At 36.1% G+C, this 19,074-nt stretch carries 21 protein-coding genes; 6 read left to right on the plus strand and 15 right to left on the minus strand.

The window, feature by feature from the left end; translation table 11 throughout:
• Positions 1–41: 41 nt before the first annotated feature.
• The 6 genes from csuE to csuAB form a co-directional block, all read right to left on the minus strand.
• A complete protein-coding gene (gene csuE, locus EG365_RS01315) occupies positions 42–1,061 on the minus strand; it encodes a Csu fimbrial tip adhesin CsuE (protein ID WP_001022735.1) in 1,020 nt (339 codons plus the stop codon).
• Positions 1,058–3,556 (minus strand): Csu fimbrial usher CsuD, encoded by a 2,499-nt coding sequence (gene csuD / locus EG365_RS01320; RefSeq protein WP_000603301.1) that lies wholly within the window; start codon positions 3,554–3,556, stop codon positions 1,058–1,060. Before csuD ends, csuE begins: the two co-directional genes overlap by 4 nt.
• Positions 3,553–4,386, minus strand: coding sequence for a Csu fimbrial biogenesis chaperone CsuC (gene csuC / locus EG365_RS01325; protein ID WP_001988023.1), 834 nt, complete (start codon positions 4,384–4,386; stop codon positions 3,553–3,555). The genes csuD and csuC overlap by 4 nt, the downstream gene beginning before the upstream one ends.
• Positions 4,380–4,898 carry a Csu fimbrial biogenesis protein CsuB gene (csuB, locus tag EG365_RS01330; RefSeq protein ID WP_000876480.1) on the minus strand — a complete coding sequence of 173 codons (519 nt, stop codon included), beginning with the start codon at positions 4,896–4,898 and terminating at the stop codon, positions 4,380–4,382. The genes csuC and csuB overlap by 7 nt, the downstream gene beginning before the upstream one ends.
• Before the next feature lie 5 nt (positions 4,899–4,903).
• A complete protein-coding gene (gene csuA, locus EG365_RS01335; RefSeq protein WP_000576999.1) occupies positions 4,904–5,452 on the minus strand; it encodes a Csu fimbrial biogenesis protein CsuA in 549 nt (182 codons plus the stop codon).
• Between the two features lie 74 nt (positions 5,453–5,526).
• On the minus strand, positions 5,527–6,063 hold the full coding sequence (csuAB, locus tag EG365_RS01340) for a Csu fimbrial major subunit CsuAB (protein WP_000790104.1): 537 nt from the start codon (positions 6,061–6,063) through the stop codon (positions 5,527–5,529).
• Between the two features lie 582 nt (positions 6,064–6,645).
• Between csuAB and EG365_RS01345 the strand changes: the two genes are divergently transcribed.
• Positions 6,646–7,284: a TetR/AcrR family transcriptional regulator gene (locus EG365_RS01345; protein ID WP_000590088.1), complete on the plus strand. Its 639-nt coding sequence runs from the start codon at positions 6,646–6,648 to the stop codon at positions 7,282–7,284.
• A gap of 68 nt (positions 7,285–7,352) precedes the next feature.
• Here EG365_RS01345 and EG365_RS01350 read toward each other — a convergent pair whose 3' ends face one another.
• Together EG365_RS01350 and EG365_RS01355 are read right to left on the minus strand one after the other, a co-directional pair.
• Positions 7,353–7,544, minus strand: a complete 192-nt coding sequence (locus EG365_RS01350; RefSeq protein WP_000637306.1) for a hypothetical protein — start codon at positions 7,542–7,544, stop codon at positions 7,353–7,355.
• Positions 7,545–7,549: 5 nt separating this feature from the next.
• Positions 7,550–8,263 carry a FadR/GntR family transcriptional regulator gene (locus EG365_RS01355; protein ID WP_000572513.1) on the minus strand — a complete coding sequence of 238 codons (714 nt, stop codon included), beginning with the start codon at positions 8,261–8,263 and terminating at the stop codon, positions 7,550–7,552.
• A 96-nt stretch (positions 8,264–8,359) separates the two neighbouring features.
• Between EG365_RS01355 and EG365_RS01360 the strand changes: the two genes are divergently transcribed.
• Positions 8,360–9,262, plus strand: coding sequence for an ATP-binding protein (locus tag EG365_RS01360; RefSeq protein WP_000423647.1), 903 nt, complete (start codon positions 8,360–8,362; stop codon positions 9,260–9,262).
• Positions 9,263–9,313: 51 nt separating this feature from the next.
• Here EG365_RS01360 and gltS read toward each other — a convergent pair whose 3' ends face one another.
• The gene (gene gltS / locus EG365_RS01365; RefSeq protein ID WP_000397471.1) at positions 9,314–10,549 is read right to left on the minus strand and encodes a sodium/glutamate symporter; all 1,236 of its coding nucleotides are present in this window, start codon (positions 10,547–10,549) and stop codon (positions 9,314–9,316) included.
• Positions 10,550–10,909: 360 nt separating this feature from the next.
• Between gltS and EG365_RS01370 the strand changes: the two genes are divergently transcribed.
• The 4 genes from EG365_RS01370 (at position 10,910) to EG365_RS01385 (ending at position 14,602) form a co-directional block, all read left to right on the plus strand.
• Positions 10,910–12,058 (plus strand): alpha/beta fold hydrolase, encoded by a 1,149-nt coding sequence (locus EG365_RS01370; RefSeq protein ID WP_000054921.1) that lies wholly within the window; start codon positions 10,910–10,912, stop codon positions 12,056–12,058.
• Positions 12,059–12,215: 157 nt separating this feature from the next.
• Positions 12,216–13,052, plus strand: coding sequence for an AraC family transcriptional regulator (locus tag EG365_RS01375; protein WP_000097866.1), 837 nt, complete (start codon positions 12,216–12,218; stop codon positions 13,050–13,052).
• 50 nt (positions 13,053–13,102) lie between these two features.
• Positions 13,103–13,708 (plus strand): LysE family translocator, encoded by a 606-nt coding sequence (locus EG365_RS01380; RefSeq protein WP_000429471.1) that lies wholly within the window; start codon positions 13,103–13,105, stop codon positions 13,706–13,708.
• A 567-nt stretch (positions 13,709–14,275) separates the two neighbouring features.
• Positions 14,276–14,602 (plus strand): hypothetical protein, encoded by a 327-nt coding sequence (locus EG365_RS01385; RefSeq protein ID WP_000469223.1) that lies wholly within the window; start codon positions 14,276–14,278, stop codon positions 14,600–14,602.
• Here the strand turns inward: EG365_RS01385 and EG365_RS01390 are convergent.
• From EG365_RS01390 to EG365_RS01415, 6 genes are all read right to left on the minus strand, one after another.
• Positions 14,599–15,069: an AnBLUF65 family BLUF photoreceptors gene (locus EG365_RS01390; RefSeq protein WP_001102889.1), complete on the minus strand. Its 471-nt coding sequence runs from the start codon at positions 15,067–15,069 to the stop codon at positions 14,599–14,601. The two genes, EG365_RS01385 and EG365_RS01390, sit on opposite strands and share 4 nt — an antisense overlap.
• Positions 15,070–15,232: 163 nt before the next feature.
• Positions 15,233–15,595 (minus strand): NirD/YgiW/YdeI family stress tolerance protein, encoded by a 363-nt coding sequence (locus EG365_RS01395; protein WP_000721834.1) that lies wholly within the window; start codon positions 15,593–15,595, stop codon positions 15,233–15,235.
• A 286-nt stretch (positions 15,596–15,881) separates the two neighbouring features.
• On the minus strand, positions 15,882–16,526 hold the full coding sequence (locus tag EG365_RS01400; RefSeq protein WP_000690470.1) for a glycosyltransferase: 645 nt from the start codon (positions 16,524–16,526) through the stop codon (positions 15,882–15,884).
• On the minus strand, positions 16,523–17,122 hold the full coding sequence (locus EG365_RS01405; protein ID WP_000581927.1) for a class I SAM-dependent methyltransferase: 600 nt from the start codon (positions 17,120–17,122) through the stop codon (positions 16,523–16,525). Before EG365_RS01405 ends, EG365_RS01400 begins: the two co-directional genes overlap by 4 nt.
• Positions 17,097–17,891, minus strand: coding sequence for a PIG-L deacetylase family protein (locus EG365_RS01410; RefSeq protein ID WP_000536980.1), 795 nt, complete (start codon positions 17,889–17,891; stop codon positions 17,097–17,099). The genes EG365_RS01405 and EG365_RS01410 overlap by 26 nt, the downstream gene beginning before the upstream one ends.
• A complete protein-coding gene (locus EG365_RS01415) occupies positions 17,879–18,853 on the minus strand; it encodes an acyl-CoA dehydrogenase (protein ID WP_000947660.1) in 975 nt (324 codons plus the stop codon). Before EG365_RS01415 ends, EG365_RS01410 begins: the two co-directional genes overlap by 13 nt.
• Positions 18,854–19,074: the final 221 nt, after the last annotated feature.

The raw sequence follows: 19,074 nt of genomic DNA on the forward strand, positions 1-19,074 counted from the left end.
AGCCCATGAACTGAGCTTTTATCTCCTCTATAAAACAGCTTTTAAAACTCGACTTGTACCGTGACCGTATCTTGATAAGTTCCCGCTGGTACTGTATCTGCGTTTTCATCAACAATTTTTGTAGTAAACACATAGTTCTGCTGAGTTACCCCGTTATGTACACCCGGGTTAATCGTTGCATTTAAACTCGACCAACGCTCGTTACCGCTTCCCCATCGGTCATTCGATGAATTCTTGAAAATATCGTATTTTAAAAATGTATTTCCCGTTTGTGACTTCATAGCTCGCTGGTTGCCATTTTGCGGGGAAAGTCCATTATTTAAACTCACATAATATGGTGTATTTACAGAGCAACGTATTCCCATAGACGACTGAACAGGTTCAAGCTTGGAAGCAAACGCCGCCGTACCAAAGTTTACGTCTTGAGCTAAAATTCGGCAGTCTGGCAGTACAGTAATTGAGAATGAACCAAGCGAGTCTGCCCCACTTCCCCAGTTAAAACCAATACCCAATGCACCGCGTCTAAACCCAGGACTCTCAAAGAACACCCCGATTCCCACAATCGCAACTGCGGGTACAGAATAGAACCATTTTACTTTTAACGGCGAGTCGGCTTGATAAACACCCGGCGATACACTTTGCCCAGCCGGAAGCCGTATGTAGAAAGGTAAATTGCCATCAGGCCCGCTAAAAAGATTGACCAGCGCAAACCTACTCATGTCTTTTTCTTGGCCTAAACTAATGATTTCATTGTTACTGTCTAAAATAATGGCGTTAAGTTTTTCTCCGGTCTGAGCATTGGTAAATGAATTTGACATTTGCTCAACCCGATATTTTAGGTAGGTCATGTTTGCTAAAGCCAAGCTAAAACCTGTACACGACAAACCCGAATTAAATTGTGATGAGTTTTCACCATTTTCCATTAAGTAAATAGACGGGACCGAAATAGAAGATGTACCTGAAGCGCTCACACTACATGCAGCATGAGCCATATTTCCCGTCAACATCAGTCCAGAAAACATACATAAATGTCTGAGTAATTTTTTTGTTTTTATATTCATGGCAAAGATACCTCGTGACAAGTAACAGGTTTAACCACCACAATCTGCTGCTTGGCTTGTTCTACATCTACAGAAAAATCTGCTTTACAAATACTTTGGTCCGAACGCTGAACCGTTACGGTGTTATTCGGTTTTAAATTTTCTAAATAGACAATGCCATCCATTCCCACATAAGAAGACTCTTGATCAGCTCTATGTACTACAGACCCTACCGGCACAGGTTTGCCATCTGCCTGAGTCAAATAGACATTTGCAGAAATAGACTGATGAACAGGGAACTTAATCACAACGCCCGAACCGCGTTTAGCCGCTATCCGTTGTTCAACTTGTGTGATTGTAAAGTTGGAAGGTAAGTCGATTGGGTCGACGCTGTATTTACCCGAATAATAAGGTGTTACCGATGGCACAAAAATATGGCCTTTTTTATTACTGCGGCCAATTAAACTGTTTTCGTATCTGACCAAAACATCAGGCACTTGGTTTGTATCGATCAATGCAAAAGATTCACCTAATCGGTTTGAGGCAAATAAATCTCCTGCCATATAAATGAGAGATCCGGATAGGCCAAACCAGTAGTTATAGTCATGGTTTCCAGACAGACCAAAGTCAGTATTAATATAACTGTTGCGGTAATTGACGCGTGCCTGATTTAAATCTTCACTATTTTCATTAAAGCGTCGGGTTAAATCGACACCAAAACCACCTTCAGACGGAACAGAGCGGTTGAAGTTAAGGTAGCCAGTATCGCCCTGCTTATTAAACGCATAACCTGAGTTAACAGTCGCGTTTCGCTGAAACAACGGTATCGAAAGCTGAAATGCAGCACTCCATTCTTTTTCGATGAAATCACGGTTGGCACTTAATGAAACAGTCACGCCATTCATATAAGTCGGTAAAACAGGCGCCCAAGACAAGTTTAAAAAGCGATTTTTGAAGTCATTCGCCTTGGTATTGATATAACCAACGCCAAAAGTTCCTGAGTTTTTAGTGGCAAAGTAAGTATTGGCCGTTAGGCTTTTATTGCTATTAACTGAAATTAAATTGCTATATTGCAGCCGTGAAAGGTCGGTATATTCATCATCACGTTGGTTATGGTTAATGCTAAAACCAAACCGATTACGGTTATAGCTGTATCCAACTGTATATTGATTACCTTCCAAGTCTTTCGTTCGATCTTCAGACATAGATTTGTCGGCTTTACTTTGGGTAAAAGAGGCACTCAGCACACCTAAATTTGCAAGCTTGAGTACAGACCCAGCACCCAATAACTGTAAATCTGAAGAAAGTTCGGTGCGTCCTTCTACAGTCAGCCAGTCATTTACCCCATAACGGGCATCGGCTGCACTTGCAAATTTTCCATAAGAAAAATTCTTAAGTCCGTAGTCTTCACGGATTTTCCCTAAAGACAATGAGTAATCAAATAAGCCGGGCTTGAGCAAAGTATTAGAAATATAAAATGGGACCGATGTTGTGACCTGGCGCCCGACTGCATCAGTCGTGACCACAACAGCTTCCCCTTTACCGTTAATAAAAGGAACATTGTTTAAAATAAATGGCCCAGACTGTACTTCTGTTGAGCTGGTCTTTTGCCCATTAATAATTAAATCGACTGTACTTGGCAACGCAGCTTGCCCAATAAATTGTGGCAATGGATAGGTAATTAAATCCGGTCGAGTTGAATAGTTTCTCTGTACCTGAAAACCGCCTAGTCGAACAGAACTTCCCCATGTCGTTTTACTACCGGTAATAATGTCACCCAGTAAAAAAGATGTAGCATTCTTTTGGTTATCAAACTGCCAAGATGTGTCATAACGACGATAGCCATCATTATCTACAGACTCGGCGTTACCTTCATTTTTGTAATGGTTTTTGACATAGACACCAGAGTTTTTAATGACCCCTAACGGAGAGAAAAAACGCTGCTCAGTAAATAAACTACTGGTTGAACCGCCTTGATAGGGTCTATATGTATAAAAATCATAGTTATTGAGCAGCCCTATACCAGACTGAGCGACTTCCGGCTTATACCATGAGTCTTTACCCAAAACTTGAGTGGGCATCCAAGCGGGCGGAAAATTGAGCTTAAAGTATTGGTTCGAAGATTGATATTCATAACTTACATCTTTTAATTTATCTAAAGATATCCAATCACTCGCGTCACCACTAAACCCCAATGTCAAAACATCTTGATTCGATAAAGATGTGTCAGTGTTTGTTAATAACTCTTGAGGGATCTTAATTTCTAATTCATCAATCAGCTTCTTTTTTTGTATGAAGTACTCATCATTTTTCACAATCACTGGCACAACTTGCTGGACCGAATATTGGTTCACAACCAAATCGAGATACAGTTTAAAAAGTTGATTAATTTCATTAATGTCTCTTGGTGGTGGAGGCAAATCGCCTGCGAACACAGTATTTGGAATATTTAAACATCCACCCGACAATAAAATCAGCAAAATACTTTTGCATAAATTATTATGCCGAAGGATCATGATGGATCCTCCATTTTGGTGATTTCGATCAATTCTTGTTTAATACCAGAACTGTCCACACCATAAATTTTAGATGTTTTTGCCAACTCATGTGCCGTTGACTGATCAATAGCAAACTTTACAGTGCTATTTGATAAAACATAGCCAAAAGCAGCCTTTCCTAAAGAGATATCATTACCTGTTTTTGAAGTTTTCAGTGCCGAAAGACGCGCAAACTTCTGACCATTATTTTTAAGATATAGCTCAGACTGGCCTTGTTGATTATTGCGAACTGACCACTGTAAAACCGGTTTTGCTAAAGCATTTTTTGCATTAATTTTTTGACTTTCTTCGGTTAATCCACTGCCAATTCCTTTCCCATAAGCAAACAATGGAATTGAGTAACGCATTTGGAAACTTACTTTAGAAGCATCTTGCTCGTTGCCATCAGAAAGTCGGATCGGCAACTCATCTACAATCAGACGATATGACTGCTCTTTGCCATCCGGCAAATTGGCGCTTTTGGTTAAGCGAAGCATATGCTTCTCGCCTGCTTTAATTTTAGCTACAGGCGGGCTTGGTATAATTTCTGATTGCTCACTATAGTTATCTTTTAAGCCATCTTGATTCCATTTAAATACCCGAATTTGCACCATTGCATCGGTCTTACCCGTATTTTGAAGCCAAACCGCAGTTGCCTTTTCATTGGCTTCAATTTTTGGATAAATCGGCCAAATTAGAAAAGTTGCTTGTGCCATCACAGGTGTAACAAGTGATAATGTACTTGCAAATAAAAAAGATTTTAAAATGCCATTTTTAATAAATGCAGAATTGTTCATACAAATCACCATGTAATCATTATTGAAACAGTATCTTTATAAATTCCGGCCGCATGGGGTTCATTATTATTTTCTAAATCAACGACACCATATATTTCAAAATTTGCCAGACGGTTTGTAGGTGTTGTAGCAGGCAATAAATATTTATTACCTACAATATATTCATTGGATAAACTGCTAGAGTTATACAGTTTGTAAGATAAATAATTAGGGGATGAACTATTCTTCATACGTCTTGTATTATTTTGAAGGTTTTCACCACCATCTATAGAAATACTTACAGGTAAACTTTCCGTACAACGGATATTCCAAGAACCTTTGCTATTAATAACATTAGTCATTACTTTATTTTTTGATAAAGCAGAGTATTTACCAAAATCCATGTTTTGCTCAATATTATCTATTGAACAGCCATTTTCAATTTTAGCTTGTACTTTAAAACTTGAATTGAGCTGAGGATCTGCTGCATATATAAATTGACTAACAGATAGCAAAAATATTGCTTTAAAATATAAGTATTTCATTTTTCTTAAAACTCAATCGTAATTGGTACTATATCTTTATATTCACCCTTAGATATACGACTACCATCATGGGCTGCTTGACCAAAAATATCGATATTCTTTTTATTATTCATATCATTAAGAATAAAAGCTTCATTTGCTTTAATGACTTGTTTATTTAAACCATAGAGCAAGTTATAAGCAATAAAATCTTTACCATTACTTAAAGCATGATAATAATTTTGTGAAAATGAAGCTGGAATATTACTATCATTATTTCCTGCTCCAAATATTATTTTTACAGTCGAAATACCTGCACACTCAATCTTAAAACCTGAATTACCATTATTAACTAAACTGGCTTCTAAAACCCCTTTAAAACCTGTGGTAGCTTCACCAAAATCTATAGTTCCAAAATTTAAATTTGCTGCATTATTTTCTACAACGTTATTATTAATAGAACAAGAAGGCAATAATTCAATTTGACTAGTTAATTTAGCTCCAATTTCACCCGCATTTAATAAAGAAATTAAAAAATAAGAAATTATAAATGCCGAACCACGATTGAATATCATCTTCCCTCCATTTAAAACAGGTCTACTCATATTTGAGCAAACCTGCTACTCAATTAATTATTTCTTTTTTATATTTAGAAATTTACAGTGACTAATAGAGTATCTTTATAATCGCCTTGTGCTTTTGGTGTACCTGTGTTTGGAGCAATTGCACCGAAAATTGGTACAGCAGTAGCTTGGCCACTTACTGTAGTGAACTGTTGTGGTTGGTTTACAACATATAGGTTTGTACGTGCAGCATCGCGATAAACGTTATATGCAACTACATCAGCAGAAGCAGTATTTTTTAAAGTGCGGTCTGTACGTTCACCACCGTCAATTGCGACTGTAAAATCAACAGGATCTGTTCCATCACAAGTCACAGAAATATTGCCACCTGTTGCTGCTGAAGCAACTTCAGCTGTTAATACGTTGTTCCAAGTACCGGAAGTTTTACCAAAATCTAAAGTACCAAACTTGTTCATATTTCCTTCAGTTTGACTACCACCTACAGTACAGCCTGTTGAGATATTTAATTTAACGTCAACCTGTCCAGTAACAGCTGCTTGAGTATTTACCGCATAACCAGCAACTATTAATGCTGCAAGAAGTGATTTCTGAATGTTTTTCATATTCATAACCTACATATATAATGATTAGATTTGTAGAACAAAATGAATCAAACTCGACAAATAAAATATGGCTAATCTGTTTTATATATAAAACAAACTACCTTTTACTATTGTGTGATTCTCTTCACAATTTAATAACAATTATTTAACTTGTATACACATATTACAAAAAGACTATGTTGAGTTATTTAAAATCAATTTTTTTAATCTTACAAAAACTCCCAATTAAATACCCACCCCTACTTTATTAAAATGGCTAAAAATTAGAAAAAGAAATTATCTTTTTAACGATCATACTTTTTAAATAATTATTCAAATACAATTATTTATACACACAACAAAAACAAGTATTATTTGTTTTTATTAAAATAGGTAACATGACCTATTTTAACCCTACCTAAAGAAATAAAAATAAGTCATTTGACCCATTTTTTAACCATTAATTAGGTCGAATGACCTAGATTAAAAAAATATAGGTCGTTCGACCTAATTTTAGTTTAATAGAATTTAAATATTTTATTTATATTTTTTTAATTTCATGGTTTAGAATGCTTTTTTTAAATAGTACTTACAGGCTGGATAATGATCAAAATTGATACCTTTGATACTATGCAAATAAAGAAGTCCTTTACCACTCTAAAAGGGCAAGAAAGAATAAAGCAGATCTTAAGAAATGCTGAAATAGTTTTTCTTACTAAAGGTTATTCCGGATTTAGTATGAGAGGAGTTGCAACTCAATCAAATATTAGTTTAAGTACTTTGCAACATTATTTTCAAAATAAAGATATTTTATTAAAAGCTTTACTTAATAAATTAATTTGTGACTATATACAGCGTATTGAAATTTTAATTAATTTGAATGCAAATGAACCACCTTTAATTCGGTTTATGAATATTATCACTAATATAATTTATGAAATAGAGCAACCGATCATCACAAATGCATTTAAAGAGTTTTTCTCTATTTCAGATCATTTGCCCTATGTATATGAAGCTTTGTCAATCATACAAAAGTATAATCTCGAACTTATCTATAAAATCATCCTCCCCATTCATAATAAAATATCTTCAGAAGAATATAAAGAAAGAGCGATTATTATAATCACTCAACTTAATGGATATTTAGTTCAACATTCGAACAAAAATACAGATGAAAGTTATAAAGAATTTTTAAGAAGTATACTGTTAAAAAATATATTAAGATTAGTCAGTGAACCATAAATTTTAAAACATAGGAGCCAGTTCTCCTATGTTTTTAATATATGGTGGTGTTGTACTCAATTATTATATTACTGAGCGAAAGCTTTAATTTCACTTCGAATCAAAATATGTCGAGATGGAAAGTAAAAGCGATAAGCCAATTCGTAAGAGTCAAATAGAGCTAACTGAGATTGGTGAGTTGCCCAATAATAAGCCGTCATTCCCTTTTCTTTCCTCACATTTAAATAGTAAGGAACAGCAAAGTTGTTCGAAACAATCATAAAACTCATAGTATTTGATCTAGGTGGTTTTGGACAAAGTCAGCTTTAATTGAATCTAGCGAACGTAATATGGGCGCCAACATAGACTCCGCAATTCGCATGGCTTCTGACTCAGACTTGTGTTGAATAGCTTGAACAAGTTCAGTATGTATTTGCTGGTTTGGGTCAGGTAAATTTTTATTAGTCACTAGCTCTAAGGTGTATTGATAGCTTGAGTTTAAGAAATACTCATAAGTTGCCTGTAAAGCTTTATTATGAGTCGCCTTGGCAATTGCCAAATGTAGTTTCTTATCACTTAACATGAAGTTAGCAACATCTTGTTGATTTGTTGCTGCTCTATCTTCTAAACACGCTATAACATCGCGCATATTTTCAGGCGTGCAATGTCTAGCGGCTAATTTAGCAATTTCGATTTCTAATAAACATCGTACTTCTACGTGTTCATATAAATCAGAATGATGAATTGAATTAATCACAATTGAAAAGTCATTTTTCGTGCGTACAAAAGTACCCAGCCCCTGTTTGACTTCTAAAACACCTAAATATTCTAAAATTTTAATTGCTTCACGAATGGTGTTTCGGCCCACACCCAAACCTTGAACAAGCTCAGGTTCAGTCGGAATTTTCTCATCTACTTTCCAAATGTCATTTTTAATATTCTGACGTATGACATGAATCACTTCATCGACCAGTGATCTTTTTTGAATTTGCTCAATCATTAAAATTGGTACTAGTAAGCTTAAACATACGGTGATACTATCATCCTATGTTTAATTGTTCAATTTCTCTTTCATGCATTTTTAAAGGTTGAGCTCATGGAATTAAGTCAGACAATTTCAAATCTTATTTTTGAAATTCAAAAGCTTACTCAAGCAGTCGAAAAAATTTCTAAAACCCAAGAAATTTCTGTAGATGTCTTAGATGAGGCGATTGCCTTTAGATGGGAAAGAGAAAATAATAAAGGTTCGCTCGTCGCGATCCGCAAACCTCAACTCATTTCTTTTAATCATCTTTGCAATATCGACAGCCAACTCAACAAAGTAAAACTAAATACTGAAGCCTTTGCAAAAGGCTTGTTGGCAAACAATGTACTCATGACAGGCTCACGTGGTACAGGCAAGTCGTCTATTGTAAAAGCCTGTTTAAATGAATATCACCACTTAGGCCTTCGGGTGATTGAACTTGAGAAAAAGTATTTAGAAGATTTGCCTAAAATTATTAACTTACTGCAAGACCGTACTGAGCGTTTTATTATCTTTTGTGATGACTTGGCCTTTGAAGCAGGCGACTCAAGTTACGCAACTTTAAAAACTGTATTAGATGGTTCACTGGCCTCTAGTTCAGACAATACACTCATTTATGCGACATCAAATCGAAAGCATATGGTGGCCGAATACAACAAAGATAATACAGAGCTAAATGTCGGGGAAAATGGCGAATTACGCCCAGGCGATAGCATTGAACAAAAGATTTCTTTAGCGGACAGATTTGGTTTACAAATTAATTTCTATGGCTTTAGCCAACAAGAGTATTTAAAAACTGTTCAATACTGGCTAAATGAATACAAATGGCAGCAACGCGAAACTTGGGAAACGATTCAGTTAAAAGCTATTCAATATGCAACTCAGCAAGGCAACCGTTCAGGAAGAATTGCCAATCAATTTGCCAAAATGATTGTGGGCCAAGAAATGCTAAGTGCAGCAGATTTAACGGTTTAAGTTGTTGGCTATAAAATGCCCCATAAAAAAGCCCTTACGGGCTTTTTTTAATTAAGCAATAAATTTCAACATAAGCTGAATCACAGTTGCATTAATCAAGTCGACAAAGAATGCACCACAAAGCGGAACAATTAAGAATGCTTTATGCGATGGGCCATACATATTGGTAATCGCCTGCATATTTGCAACGGCGGTTGGTGTAGCCCCCATACCGAAACCACAGTGACCTGCTGCCAATACTGCCGCATCGTAATTTTTCCCCATTACACGGAAAGTCACAAATGCTGCATATAAAGCCATAGTCAGTGTTTGAGCACCTAAAATAACCACAAGTGGACCTGCTAAGTCAGCAAGTTGCCAAAGCTTTAATGAAAGCAATGCCATTGCTAAATAAAGAGATAAAGACGCATTACCAAAAACGTCAATCGCGCGGTCAAAAATATCAACCTTCAACACGCTTTCTAAAATATTTCTTAAGATTACACCGCCACCAAGTGCCCAAACGAAAGTTGGTAACTCAAACCAAGTTCCCTTACTGAAGCCAGTCATAAATTCAGCAAATGCTAAACATGCTGCAAACATACCAAGCGTAGTAATTGCATTGTCGGCAGTAATTAAACGAACTTGATGCGGGTTTTCAAACGGTGCAAGATCATCTGAATTTTGTTCAACATGCGTGTCACGCTGCTGAATCTCAGCATTGGTTTTTGCTTGAGCAAGGCTATAACGATTAATGAGCAATTTGGCTAAAGGACCACCAATGACACCACCAATAATCAAGCCAAACGTAGCACTTGCCATACCTAACGCTAAAGCACCCTGAATACCATGCTGGCTTTCTAAAATTTCACCCCACGCACCTGCTGTACCATGACCACCGGTTAATGTAATTGAACCTGCAATCAAACCAATAAGTGGGTCTAGACCCAATAAGGTTGCAAGGCTCATACCGACAGCATTTTGAACAACAATAAATGAGGCTACACAAATTAAGAAGATGACTAAAGCAGTACCACCCTCTTTAAGCTTCATAAAATTGGCACTTAAACCAATTGAAGCAAAGAACACGAGCATAAAGCTGGTTTGTAATTCACTGCTAAAAACAATACTGTATCCCCAAAAAGTGTGGACAAGTAAAGAAACTACCGCAGCGACCAAACCACCTGCTACTGGTTCAGGGATATTATAACGTTTTAAAAAATCAATCCGATTGACAAGAAAGCGACCCAACAATAGAACGATGACCGCCGAAATTAGTGTATAAAAACCATTAAAAACAAATTCCATATATACTACTTTCTGATTACATTCCTAACGGATTGTAAAATAATTATATTTTATTTTTTAATATGTAAAAAAAACACAAATAAACTTTACAAAATTACCCTACCAATAAATTTTTACTATTCTTAAGAATAGCTTAAATTTTTAAATATTTTATACAAAATCATGCCCTATAATTTAATTTATCAATCATTTCAAAATCTTATGTAAAGAAATCATTAATTTAGTATAACTTCACTTTGATCTCTTAAACAGAAAATCCTGTCTTTTAGGTCACTGAACTCATCTTTTATTCCCTTTAATATCCGCAAAAGACCAGCTCGTTATTTGCTCTGGGCAACATCTTTATAGGTTTTATATTCAATGAGTTTATTGCTTAAAGTTCGACAGAATGTTCCACAGGTACAGTCGATTAAAACATCTCTTAAAAAGCGTGCTGGTCAGAAAATACCTCACATGCTCTCCAATGCATCAGATCTGTTTTTTAGAGGGTCGGAAATTGCCCTGTCAGGAAAAACACCTTTTGATGTAATTTATAAGCATGAAATTATAAGCCTTCGCCATTATAGAAATGAGACAGAAGCTTCAGCCAAACACCGTGTGCCGTTAGTGATTGTTCCGCCTTTAGCTGTGAACATGCTTATTTACGATTTGTTTCCTACCCGCAGCCTGATACGCTATTTTTTAGATCAAGGCTTCGAGGTTTATTTAATAGACTGGGGTGTACCTACTCGCAATCAAGCCAAATACAATTTTGGCACCTATGTAAAAGTCTTTATGCCTGAAATGTTAAAGCAAGTCCGTATACATAGTGGACAACAACAGCTTTCATTACATGGCTGGAGTTTAGGTGGCGCCCTTTCACTTTGCTATACCGCATTATTTAAAGATAAAGATATTAAGAATCTGATAATTCTTGCTTCCCCGATCGACACACATAAAGCAGGTTATATGGGTAAGCTCTATGGAAGTCTGACTAAACCTGCACAGTGGGTCCGTAAGCATACGCCTTTTCGTATTCGCCAACATGTACCAAGTGAAGTGTTTCATATCCATGGATGGCAAAACACACTCGGTTTTAAATTAACGGACCCCATTGGCAATTTAAAAACCTATTGGCAACTTCTTAAAAATCTGGATAACCGAGAATTTATTGTCGACCACGCTACCTCTAGTTCATTTATCGACAATATGCTGGCCTATCCGGGTGGCGTTATGCGCGACATTATTTTACGTTTCTGGATTGATAATGAACTCTCAACAGGTGTAATCAAATTTGGGGAACTTACAGCTTATTTAAAAGATATTGATTGTTCAGTGTTGGCTGTAGGTGGCGATACCGACATTATTGTGACCGCCGATGCTGTTAAGCCTCTTATGGATTTAATTAGTAGCCAAGATAAAACGTTCAAAACTGTGCCCGGCGGCCATATGGGCGTAGTGTCCGGTAGTCAAGCTCCGACCTCTGTTTGGCCTGAAATGAGTAATTGGCTGGCTACGCGTTCAGATTAATCAATTCAAACGTTAATGAAAAACCAGCCTGTTAAACCTTAGGCTGGTTTTAATACACACTAAATTTTTAAAGTTTTTGCACAAATCTTCTAGAACTAATTTTATCTCTTTTATACTGTTTCAGGGGCTAAAATTAAAAGTTTATAGGTCAGTGCTTATGAGTAGTAACTGGGTGGATATTTCAAAAGATACCAATACGGGTATCGAAACAATCCGTGCTCATTTTACTGGCCATGCTTATGATCCCCATTGGCATTCAAGTTATTTAATTGGTGTAACTGAATCTGGTATTCAACAATTTCATTGCCGTAAAAAGCAAATCAATAGTCATGCTGGGCAAGTTTTTATGCTTGAGCCAGAAGAAATTCATGATGGACATGCGCCTGCATCTGATGGTTTTACCTACCAAATGCTTTATCTACATCCAGAATGGTTAAAGCAACGCCTTCAAGGTTTGTTTCACAACAGCCCCGATCATTACGAACTAGTGATTGATGCGCCATTAAAATCCGATGATCAACTCGCAATCATTACTTCACAAGCATTTCGACACTTACACTATAAAGAAATGAATATTGTGAAAGACAATAGTCTAGATGTGCTTATTCAATATATTGCCCAAGGTAAATGGTTAAAAAAAGCTTCTCAATCTTCGTGTATTCATGTACCCCAAATCGCCCATCAAATCCGAGATATTCTGCATGATCATTTATTTGAAGATATTGGGTTAAAAGATATATCACGTATGGTGGGACTAGACCGTTACCATATTCACCGTATTTTTAAATCCACTTTTCATTTAGCTCCTCATCAATATCTTATTCAACTTAGGCTTACTCGAGCACGTGATTTACTCGCTAGAAGTATTTCTCCAGCACAAGTTGCTTCTGATTTATGTTTTTCAGACCAAAGTCATTTAAGTCGTTGGTTTAAACGCTGTTATGAACTAACACCAGCCGCTTACAGAAAAATCTGCACAAATCTTCAAGATTAAAAATCTTAATTATTTCATCTTGTCTCTCCCAATTAACTAAGGTAGACAAGATGGAAAACCTCACTGCATTTTCATTATTTGCAATTGTTGCCTCAATTACTCCAGGCCCGACCAACTTTATAATTTTAAGTTTAAGTAGTCATTATAAAATTTCTAAAACACTTCCCGTTATTTTAGGTTCTTGTATTGGAGCAGCCTTACTTGTATTAGTGGTTGGTATTGGCCTTGGCTCCACTATTCTTGCTTACCCTGTTATTCAAAAAATTATGACATGGAGTGGTTTAATCTGGCTTACCGTTCTAGCTTGGAAACTATATAACTACAATCCTGTTATCTCTTTAGAAAAAAATGAACAATACCCTCCTATTGGTTTTAAAGCTGCTTTTTTAATGCAAGCGATTAATCCTAAAACATGGATGATGGCTTTTGCAGTTATTAGCGTCTATACAAAACAGGGACAAGATATCTTGATAAATGTCTCAATTTTATCCTGCATTTTTTTACTTATAGCATTTCCTTGTCTCTACCTATGGGCCTTAGTAGGCAGACTAAGTACTCGGCTTCTTTCAAAACCAAAACATATAAATATTTTTAACAAAATAATGGCTATTATATTACTAGCCTCAGTCTGGTGGCCCATGTTGCCTAGATTTTGATCACCCAAACCTAATCAAAATAGATAAGGAAATCTATTTTTAACAAACATATTTTAAATTTATATCTTTAAATTATTACTTTTCATTATACAAATTATAAAAACTCATATTAACTAAATTTTTAATAATAATATTTTTAATTCATCAAGTTTTATTTAAAAATAATGATTGAAAATCCGATGTTACTTTTTGTTATTTATGTAAAGACCACCCCAACAATAATTTTAAATAAACATATGTAAAATATAAAGTTTTATTCATATAACTTTGTAAAATTAGGTTATTTTTTATACAAATGTAGGCAATGTCTCACAATTATGTAAGCTAAAGCTTACAACATAATTGATTGTTTTTCCTATAATTAATTTCAGTACATATAAGCACTCTTTACTATTAAATAGAAAGCTGAATATTAATAAAGAGATCTGGAGAAAATGATAAAGTCATCTTTATTAATATAAAAAGTCTCAATAATAGAAAAAGAATCTCAAAAAATGAATATGTACTATCTTTCCTCTGGAAACAGAGGAAAGATTACTTTTTAAATCTTCAGATAGGATATAAAGAATGTTTATTGCAAAAAATATATTTGTATATTTACTATCAATGTTAGCTTTATGCTTACTAATTATTCTTTTTAACTATCTAGGAATGAATCAGACACTAAATCTCATCATTTCTTCAGCGCTCTTTGGAATATTTATTACTTGGTACTACAAAGGAAGCGGACTGTGTATTGCCCTTTTTAGCTTTTTTTACTGGGCAATGTTTGTGATTAGTCAAAGTTTAGAAGTGATATGGATGCTGTCGATTTCAGTAATTGTCTATTTAGTCATGACACAAATCGTACCTGAACTCAAACACATCCATATCGGTATCGCATCTAATAGCTAGAACGGGTTTACTCCCCGATTCACCATTCCAACTTTTTTAACCGTATTCATCTTAGTTTGCTCTGCAATTAAGAGTTCATTTAAGAAAAATTTGAGGTTTTGCTGGTTCAGCAAAAGCGGGTTAAAGGTATTTTCTCCCATGTTAAGAAAGAAAGTTTCAATATTTGTATTACGCTGCACGTATTTCATTGACCAACGCTGAAAAGAGTGTTCATCAATGGAGTATGTGCATAACCATTTAATATTATAATGCCTTTGATCTTTTTGAATTTTTTCAAATAATCTTTCAACGACCTCTTGTTCGCCTTCTAGACATTGAAAAAATGCATTATCGGCATAATAAAGCACCCCACAAATCCCGTTTAAATCGTTGAAATCACGAGCTTCTGTCAGAATATCACGTAAATCTTGTAGCAAATCTTCATTTTTTTCATTTCGTTGGCTGGCATAACACAGGCGAACGTTCATAAGACTTCCGTGAAATATAAAATTTCATTATTAATGGAATTTTCAACTTAACATACCTTTATTTAAAATACTTTATATTTCATTATTATAAAAAATTTATAAGCTTGCTTATTTCAATAAAAAAGCCCGAATCTAGTTCGAGCTTTTTATTTAAAATGAAAAATTATTTAACACGTTCAATTTGTAACACTTCAATTTCAGTCGGTTTAACGCGGTGGGTATCAACCTCACCTACAATACGCACTTTATCTCCAACCTTTAACTGCCAACCATTTGCCAAATCATCATCGACATCAATCATGATTGAACCTGTTTTGTCTTTAAATTCATAATGGTCGCCAGCAATATGCTTAACGATAGTACCAGTTAAGGTTACCCCTGTTTCATCAGCTAAAGTTTTAGCTTTTGAAACAGTGACTACATTTTTTGCTGCTTGATTAAGTAAAGCGGAATCTGTTCTTGCAAATGCTGTACTACTAGTTAATAAAACAAGTCCAGTGAGTGTGGTAAATAATATTTTTTTCATGAATATTCTCCTCGTTATTTTATCTATAGCTATCTAAACAATTTATGAAAACCGTGAGTTTTAGCTTTTGTGATTTTTTGTGTCATCGTGTCAGATATACAGCACTATTGTTGAGAAGGTCTTTTCGTTGGCCTAGATGTTTGTATGGTCATAATGAAAAAAAACCACATCGGGTGATGTGGCAAAAAGGTATAGCTCAATGAACACTAAAACACTATGTATAACAGAGGATCTGAGTTTAGAATATATTTCAATTATTAAAATAATCTTAAGAAAATAAGTTTAATTAAAGATTTTCTAAAAATTTTGATAAGCCTTCTGGCGCTCTTCCTTCGAGTCGACTACTGGTAGTTACCCGAACTAAATTGCTCCATGTAATATTACAGCACTGCCTTATCAGTTTTTGAATGAGCGAAACATCTTCATGGCAAGGAACAGGTTCAAAACCGCCTACTTGCATATAAGCAGCAGCACTAAAACTTAAATTTGCGCCATGAATATGGTGATGATCCATACAATCCTGATAATGCGATAAATATTTTTTTTGTTTCATAACCGATAAACGGCTAAGGTCATCTAAAGTCACAATGCCACAAATTGCATCTGTAGGTTGATGCAAAATCTGGCAGCGTAACCAGTCAGGGCTGACCACACTATCAGCATCTGTACAAGCCAGCCAAGTTGCGCCGTTTTGAATAAGTTGGCGGATACCTAAGTCCCGTGCCTTTCCGACACATGCATAATTGCATTCAATCCAGCTTACTCCGTAGCGCTGTACAATTGAGCGCGACTGATCCGTACAACTATCAAGTACAACCATAACCTCGACTTGTTCATCCGGTACTTTTTCAATCGCCTCCTGAATTGATTGCAAACAGGCGGGCAAATGTTGCTCTTCATTATGCGCTGGAACTACAACACCTATTTTCATCGTAATTGTTCTCGCTGAGCTATTGATGAAGGATTAACCGTCCAAACATCTACCATAAAGTCCGGATCGTTCAGACTTAAATAGTGATGAAATGGAAAAGATTGTTGAAAGCTTTGATGGACTTTTTGGGCATTCAATTCAAAATCCTGAATATCATGTCGCCAATGGCAACACAAAATTTCCCCTTCCGGGTTTAAGGCCTGCTTTAACTGTTCAATAAACTCACCTAACTCATCGAATGTGAGGTAGTACGCCACTTCGCTAATTACAATCAGGTCAAATTTTTGTTCATAAAAATCTTCAGGTATTTTTCTATTTTCAACAGTCACATGTTCAAATGCTTCTAACCGTTGGGATGCGAGCTGAACGGCTTGCTTCGACACATCAATACATAACAGATGAGCAGCGCGCTGAGCCAGATAAACACTTAAATGCCCATTTGAACAACCAATTTCTAAAACTCTTTCGTAGTGTGGTCGCGTTAATAATGCAAGGCAGATTTGTCTTTTACGGGCTTCATACCAGTGATAGTCATAGCCCCATGGGTCATTATTACTACGATACAACTCTTCAAAATACACACGAGAATGAATCACTCAGATATACCTCATAAGGCATTAAAAGACGGCTAATCGCACTTGAGGATAAAACGGCGGAATTTCCTGTGCTCTCATCGGCTTCAAGTTGTGTTTTAAATTGCATAACCGCCTGATGTTTTTTAATTAACTGGTTTTCAGTTAAGGCATAAGCTTTTGCTTTGGACCAGTTAATTCGTGTGTCAAAAGGCTCTGCCCAATGCCATGCCCAAATCAATACATGCAAACATAGTAAGTCCCGAGCTTCAGCAAAAGCTTGTACTGTTTTCCCGACAGCCTCATGATCTGGATGGCCATCAAGTGCATAGCTACAAATTAAAATATCTTCGGGCTGAACTATTTGGCTAAGCGCCTGATTCAATTGATCAGTCTGTAAATGAATTTGACCATCCATTAGATTTAAACCAATCCGTTCAGAAAAAGCTGAAATACCTAAAGTGTTTAAAGCAGCCAGTGTTTCTTGCGGACGTAAATCGTTCAATTGGTCAGGAGTATATTTCACTGAATGAGGATGGCTTTGTGTTCCATTACTGACTGCCAAAATGACAATATGACAGTTTTGCTCAACTAGCTGCTGCATTAAGCCGCCACAACCCAGCACTTCGTCATCAGGATGCGGAGCAACAATCACCACTCTTTTAGACTGAAACAACTTTAAATTCAGCCGATCTAAAGGATTCTTTTTAAATGCCTCAAGCCACATGAATTCGGGTGTACCTTCACCTGAAATCATACGGTCCTCTACTAAGGGATGCTTCAAAGTTCCCATAAGCTTTTCTCCGGTAAACAGAGCTCAGCAATAGACTCATAATCAAAAGCCGCATGGCTCTGTCGGATAAATACTGGTAAATCAGCGATGAGCTGTGAAAATGTAGGCTCTTCACAATAAGGACGCGCGCCCAAAGCTTTACCAACGAGTTGAATAACACTCTGGCAGCATTGTTCTGTTTGGGCACGTAATATACGGATTTCACGCTCATGGCTGAGCGCAGGCTCATCATCAATGAGCTTGGCAATATATTGAAAATACTGTTTGGTTACAGAGAGCTGTTGAGCCAACTCCCCTAAATACATTTTTTTAAATGCGTTTGGGTTAAGGGTGCAACTTTTATGTAAGAAGCTAACCAAGCGTACCGCGGCACCATACCAACAAGCCGCAACACCAGCAGCACCATGCCAAAAACCCGGACGTTCCAAATAGCAATTTGGCAGTCCGATAGGAATAACAGGAGTATTGTCAAAATGCACTTGAGCTGTTTGGGTTCCCTGCATACCGACTGCTTGCCAGTGGCTCAAGTCAACATGAACAGAGGGATGAGCCAAATCAACGATACAAAGCTGTGCTTGGCCTTCTTTGTCCTTATAACTCATTAGGGCTTTTTGAATAAACTCTGCACCTGAGCACCAGGTTTTTATGCCATTACAGTGATTGTTCTGGACCTGTACAGGTGCCGGTCCGCCATCTGCTGCCCATACCGCCCAAGTTTGGTCATCGATTTCGTCTTGATAGCCCAATTCATTTAGAATACTTAAAGCATCATGATGTGACTCAAATAATTTAGCGAGACTTAAATCATACCCTGCAATTTGAGCAAACAATTGCCATCGCTGATAGGTATGACCTGAAGCTGGATAAGGCAAACTTTTAGATAAACTTACCAATTGGTAGAGTAAATCTTGGCGGAGCTGACTTTTGTTTTCGGCCTGAGCATGTTCAAATTCACTCAACATACTCAAGATTGTCATATTTATAGATATTTTAATATTCATTACAAATAATTATTCAAAAGTATTCACTTAAACATATCGAAATAATTCTGTTTAATTAAAGATATAAAATGTAATAAAAAGATATTTTCTATAACTTTATTCAATGAATATTTCTTTTTATTTCATTGTTACCTAAATATATCGCTTAAGTGAAATTATAAAATAATCATGTAAGGTTTATT

It is taken from the genome of Acinetobacter sp. FDAARGOS_494 (assembly GCF_003812225.1).
Taxonomy (GTDB): Bacteria; Pseudomonadota; Gammaproteobacteria; order Pseudomonadales; family Moraxellaceae; genus Acinetobacter; species Acinetobacter baumannii.

Excerpts from the sequence above, each read along its gene's own strand:
- csuE (WP_001022735.1), bottom strand. The coding sequence starts at position 1,061 with ATGAATATAAAAACAAAAAAATTACTCAGACATTTATGTATGTTTTCT.
- csuC (WP_001988023.1), bottom strand. The coding sequence starts at position 4,386 with ATGGTGATTTGTATGAACAATTCTGCATTTATTAAAAATGGCATTTTA.
- csuD (WP_000603301.1), bottom strand. The coding sequence starts at position 3,556 with ATGATCCTTCGGCATAATAATTTATGCAAAAGTATTTTGCTGATTTTA.
- csuB (WP_000876480.1), bottom strand. The coding sequence starts at position 4,898 with ATGAAATACTTATATTTTAAAGCAATATTTTTGCTATCTGTTAGTCAA.
- EG365_RS01395 (WP_000721834.1), bottom strand. The coding sequence starts at position 15,595 with ATGAAAAAAATATTATTTACCACACTCACTGGACTTGTTTTATTAACT.
- EG365_RS01385 (WP_000469223.1), top strand. The coding sequence starts at position 14,276 with ATGTTTATTGCAAAAAATATATTTGTATATTTACTATCAATGTTAGCT.
- EG365_RS01345 (WP_000590088.1), top strand. The coding sequence starts at position 6,646 with ATGATCAAAATTGATACCTTTGATACTATGCAAATAAAGAAGTCCTTT.
- EG365_RS01350 (WP_000637306.1), bottom strand. The coding sequence starts at position 7,544 with ATGATTGTTTCGAACAACTTTGCTGTTCCTTACTATTTAAATGTGAGG.
- EG365_RS01375 (WP_000097866.1), top strand. The coding sequence starts at position 12,216 with ATGAGTAGTAACTGGGTGGATATTTCAAAAGATACCAATACGGGTATC.
- EG365_RS01410 (WP_000536980.1), bottom strand. The coding sequence starts at position 17,891 with ATGGGAACTTTGAAGCATCCCTTAGTAGAGGACCGTATGATTTCAGGT.
- csuAB (WP_000790104.1), bottom strand. The coding sequence starts at position 6,063 with ATGAAAAACATTCAGAAATCACTTCTTGCAGCATTAATAGTTGCTGGT.
- EG365_RS01380 (WP_000429471.1), top strand. The coding sequence starts at position 13,103 with ATGGAAAACCTCACTGCATTTTCATTATTTGCAATTGTTGCCTCAATT.
- EG365_RS01400 (WP_000690470.1), bottom strand. The coding sequence starts at position 16,526 with ATGAAAATAGGTGTTGTAGTTCCAGCGCATAATGAAGAGCAACATTTG.
- EG365_RS01370 (WP_000054921.1), top strand. The coding sequence starts at position 10,910 with ATGAGTTTATTGCTTAAAGTTCGACAGAATGTTCCACAGGTACAGTCG.
- EG365_RS01415 (WP_000947660.1), bottom strand. The coding sequence starts at position 18,853 with ATGTTGAGTGAATTTGAACATGCTCAGGCCGAAAACAAAAGTCAGCTC.
- EG365_RS01355 (WP_000572513.1), bottom strand. The coding sequence starts at position 8,263 with ATGATTGAGCAAATTCAAAAAAGATCACTGGTCGATGAAGTGATTCAT.
- EG365_RS01360 (WP_000423647.1), top strand. The coding sequence starts at position 8,360 with ATGGAATTAAGTCAGACAATTTCAAATCTTATTTTTGAAATTCAAAAG.
- EG365_RS01390 (WP_001102889.1), bottom strand. The coding sequence starts at position 15,069 with ATGAACGTTCGCCTGTGTTATGCCAGCCAACGAAATGAAAAAAATGAA.
- gltS (WP_000397471.1), bottom strand. The coding sequence starts at position 10,549 with ATGGAATTTGTTTTTAATGGTTTTTATACACTAATTTCGGCGGTCATC.
- csuA (WP_000576999.1), bottom strand. The coding sequence starts at position 5,452 with ATGATATTCAATCGTGGTTCGGCATTTATAATTTCTTATTTTTTAATT.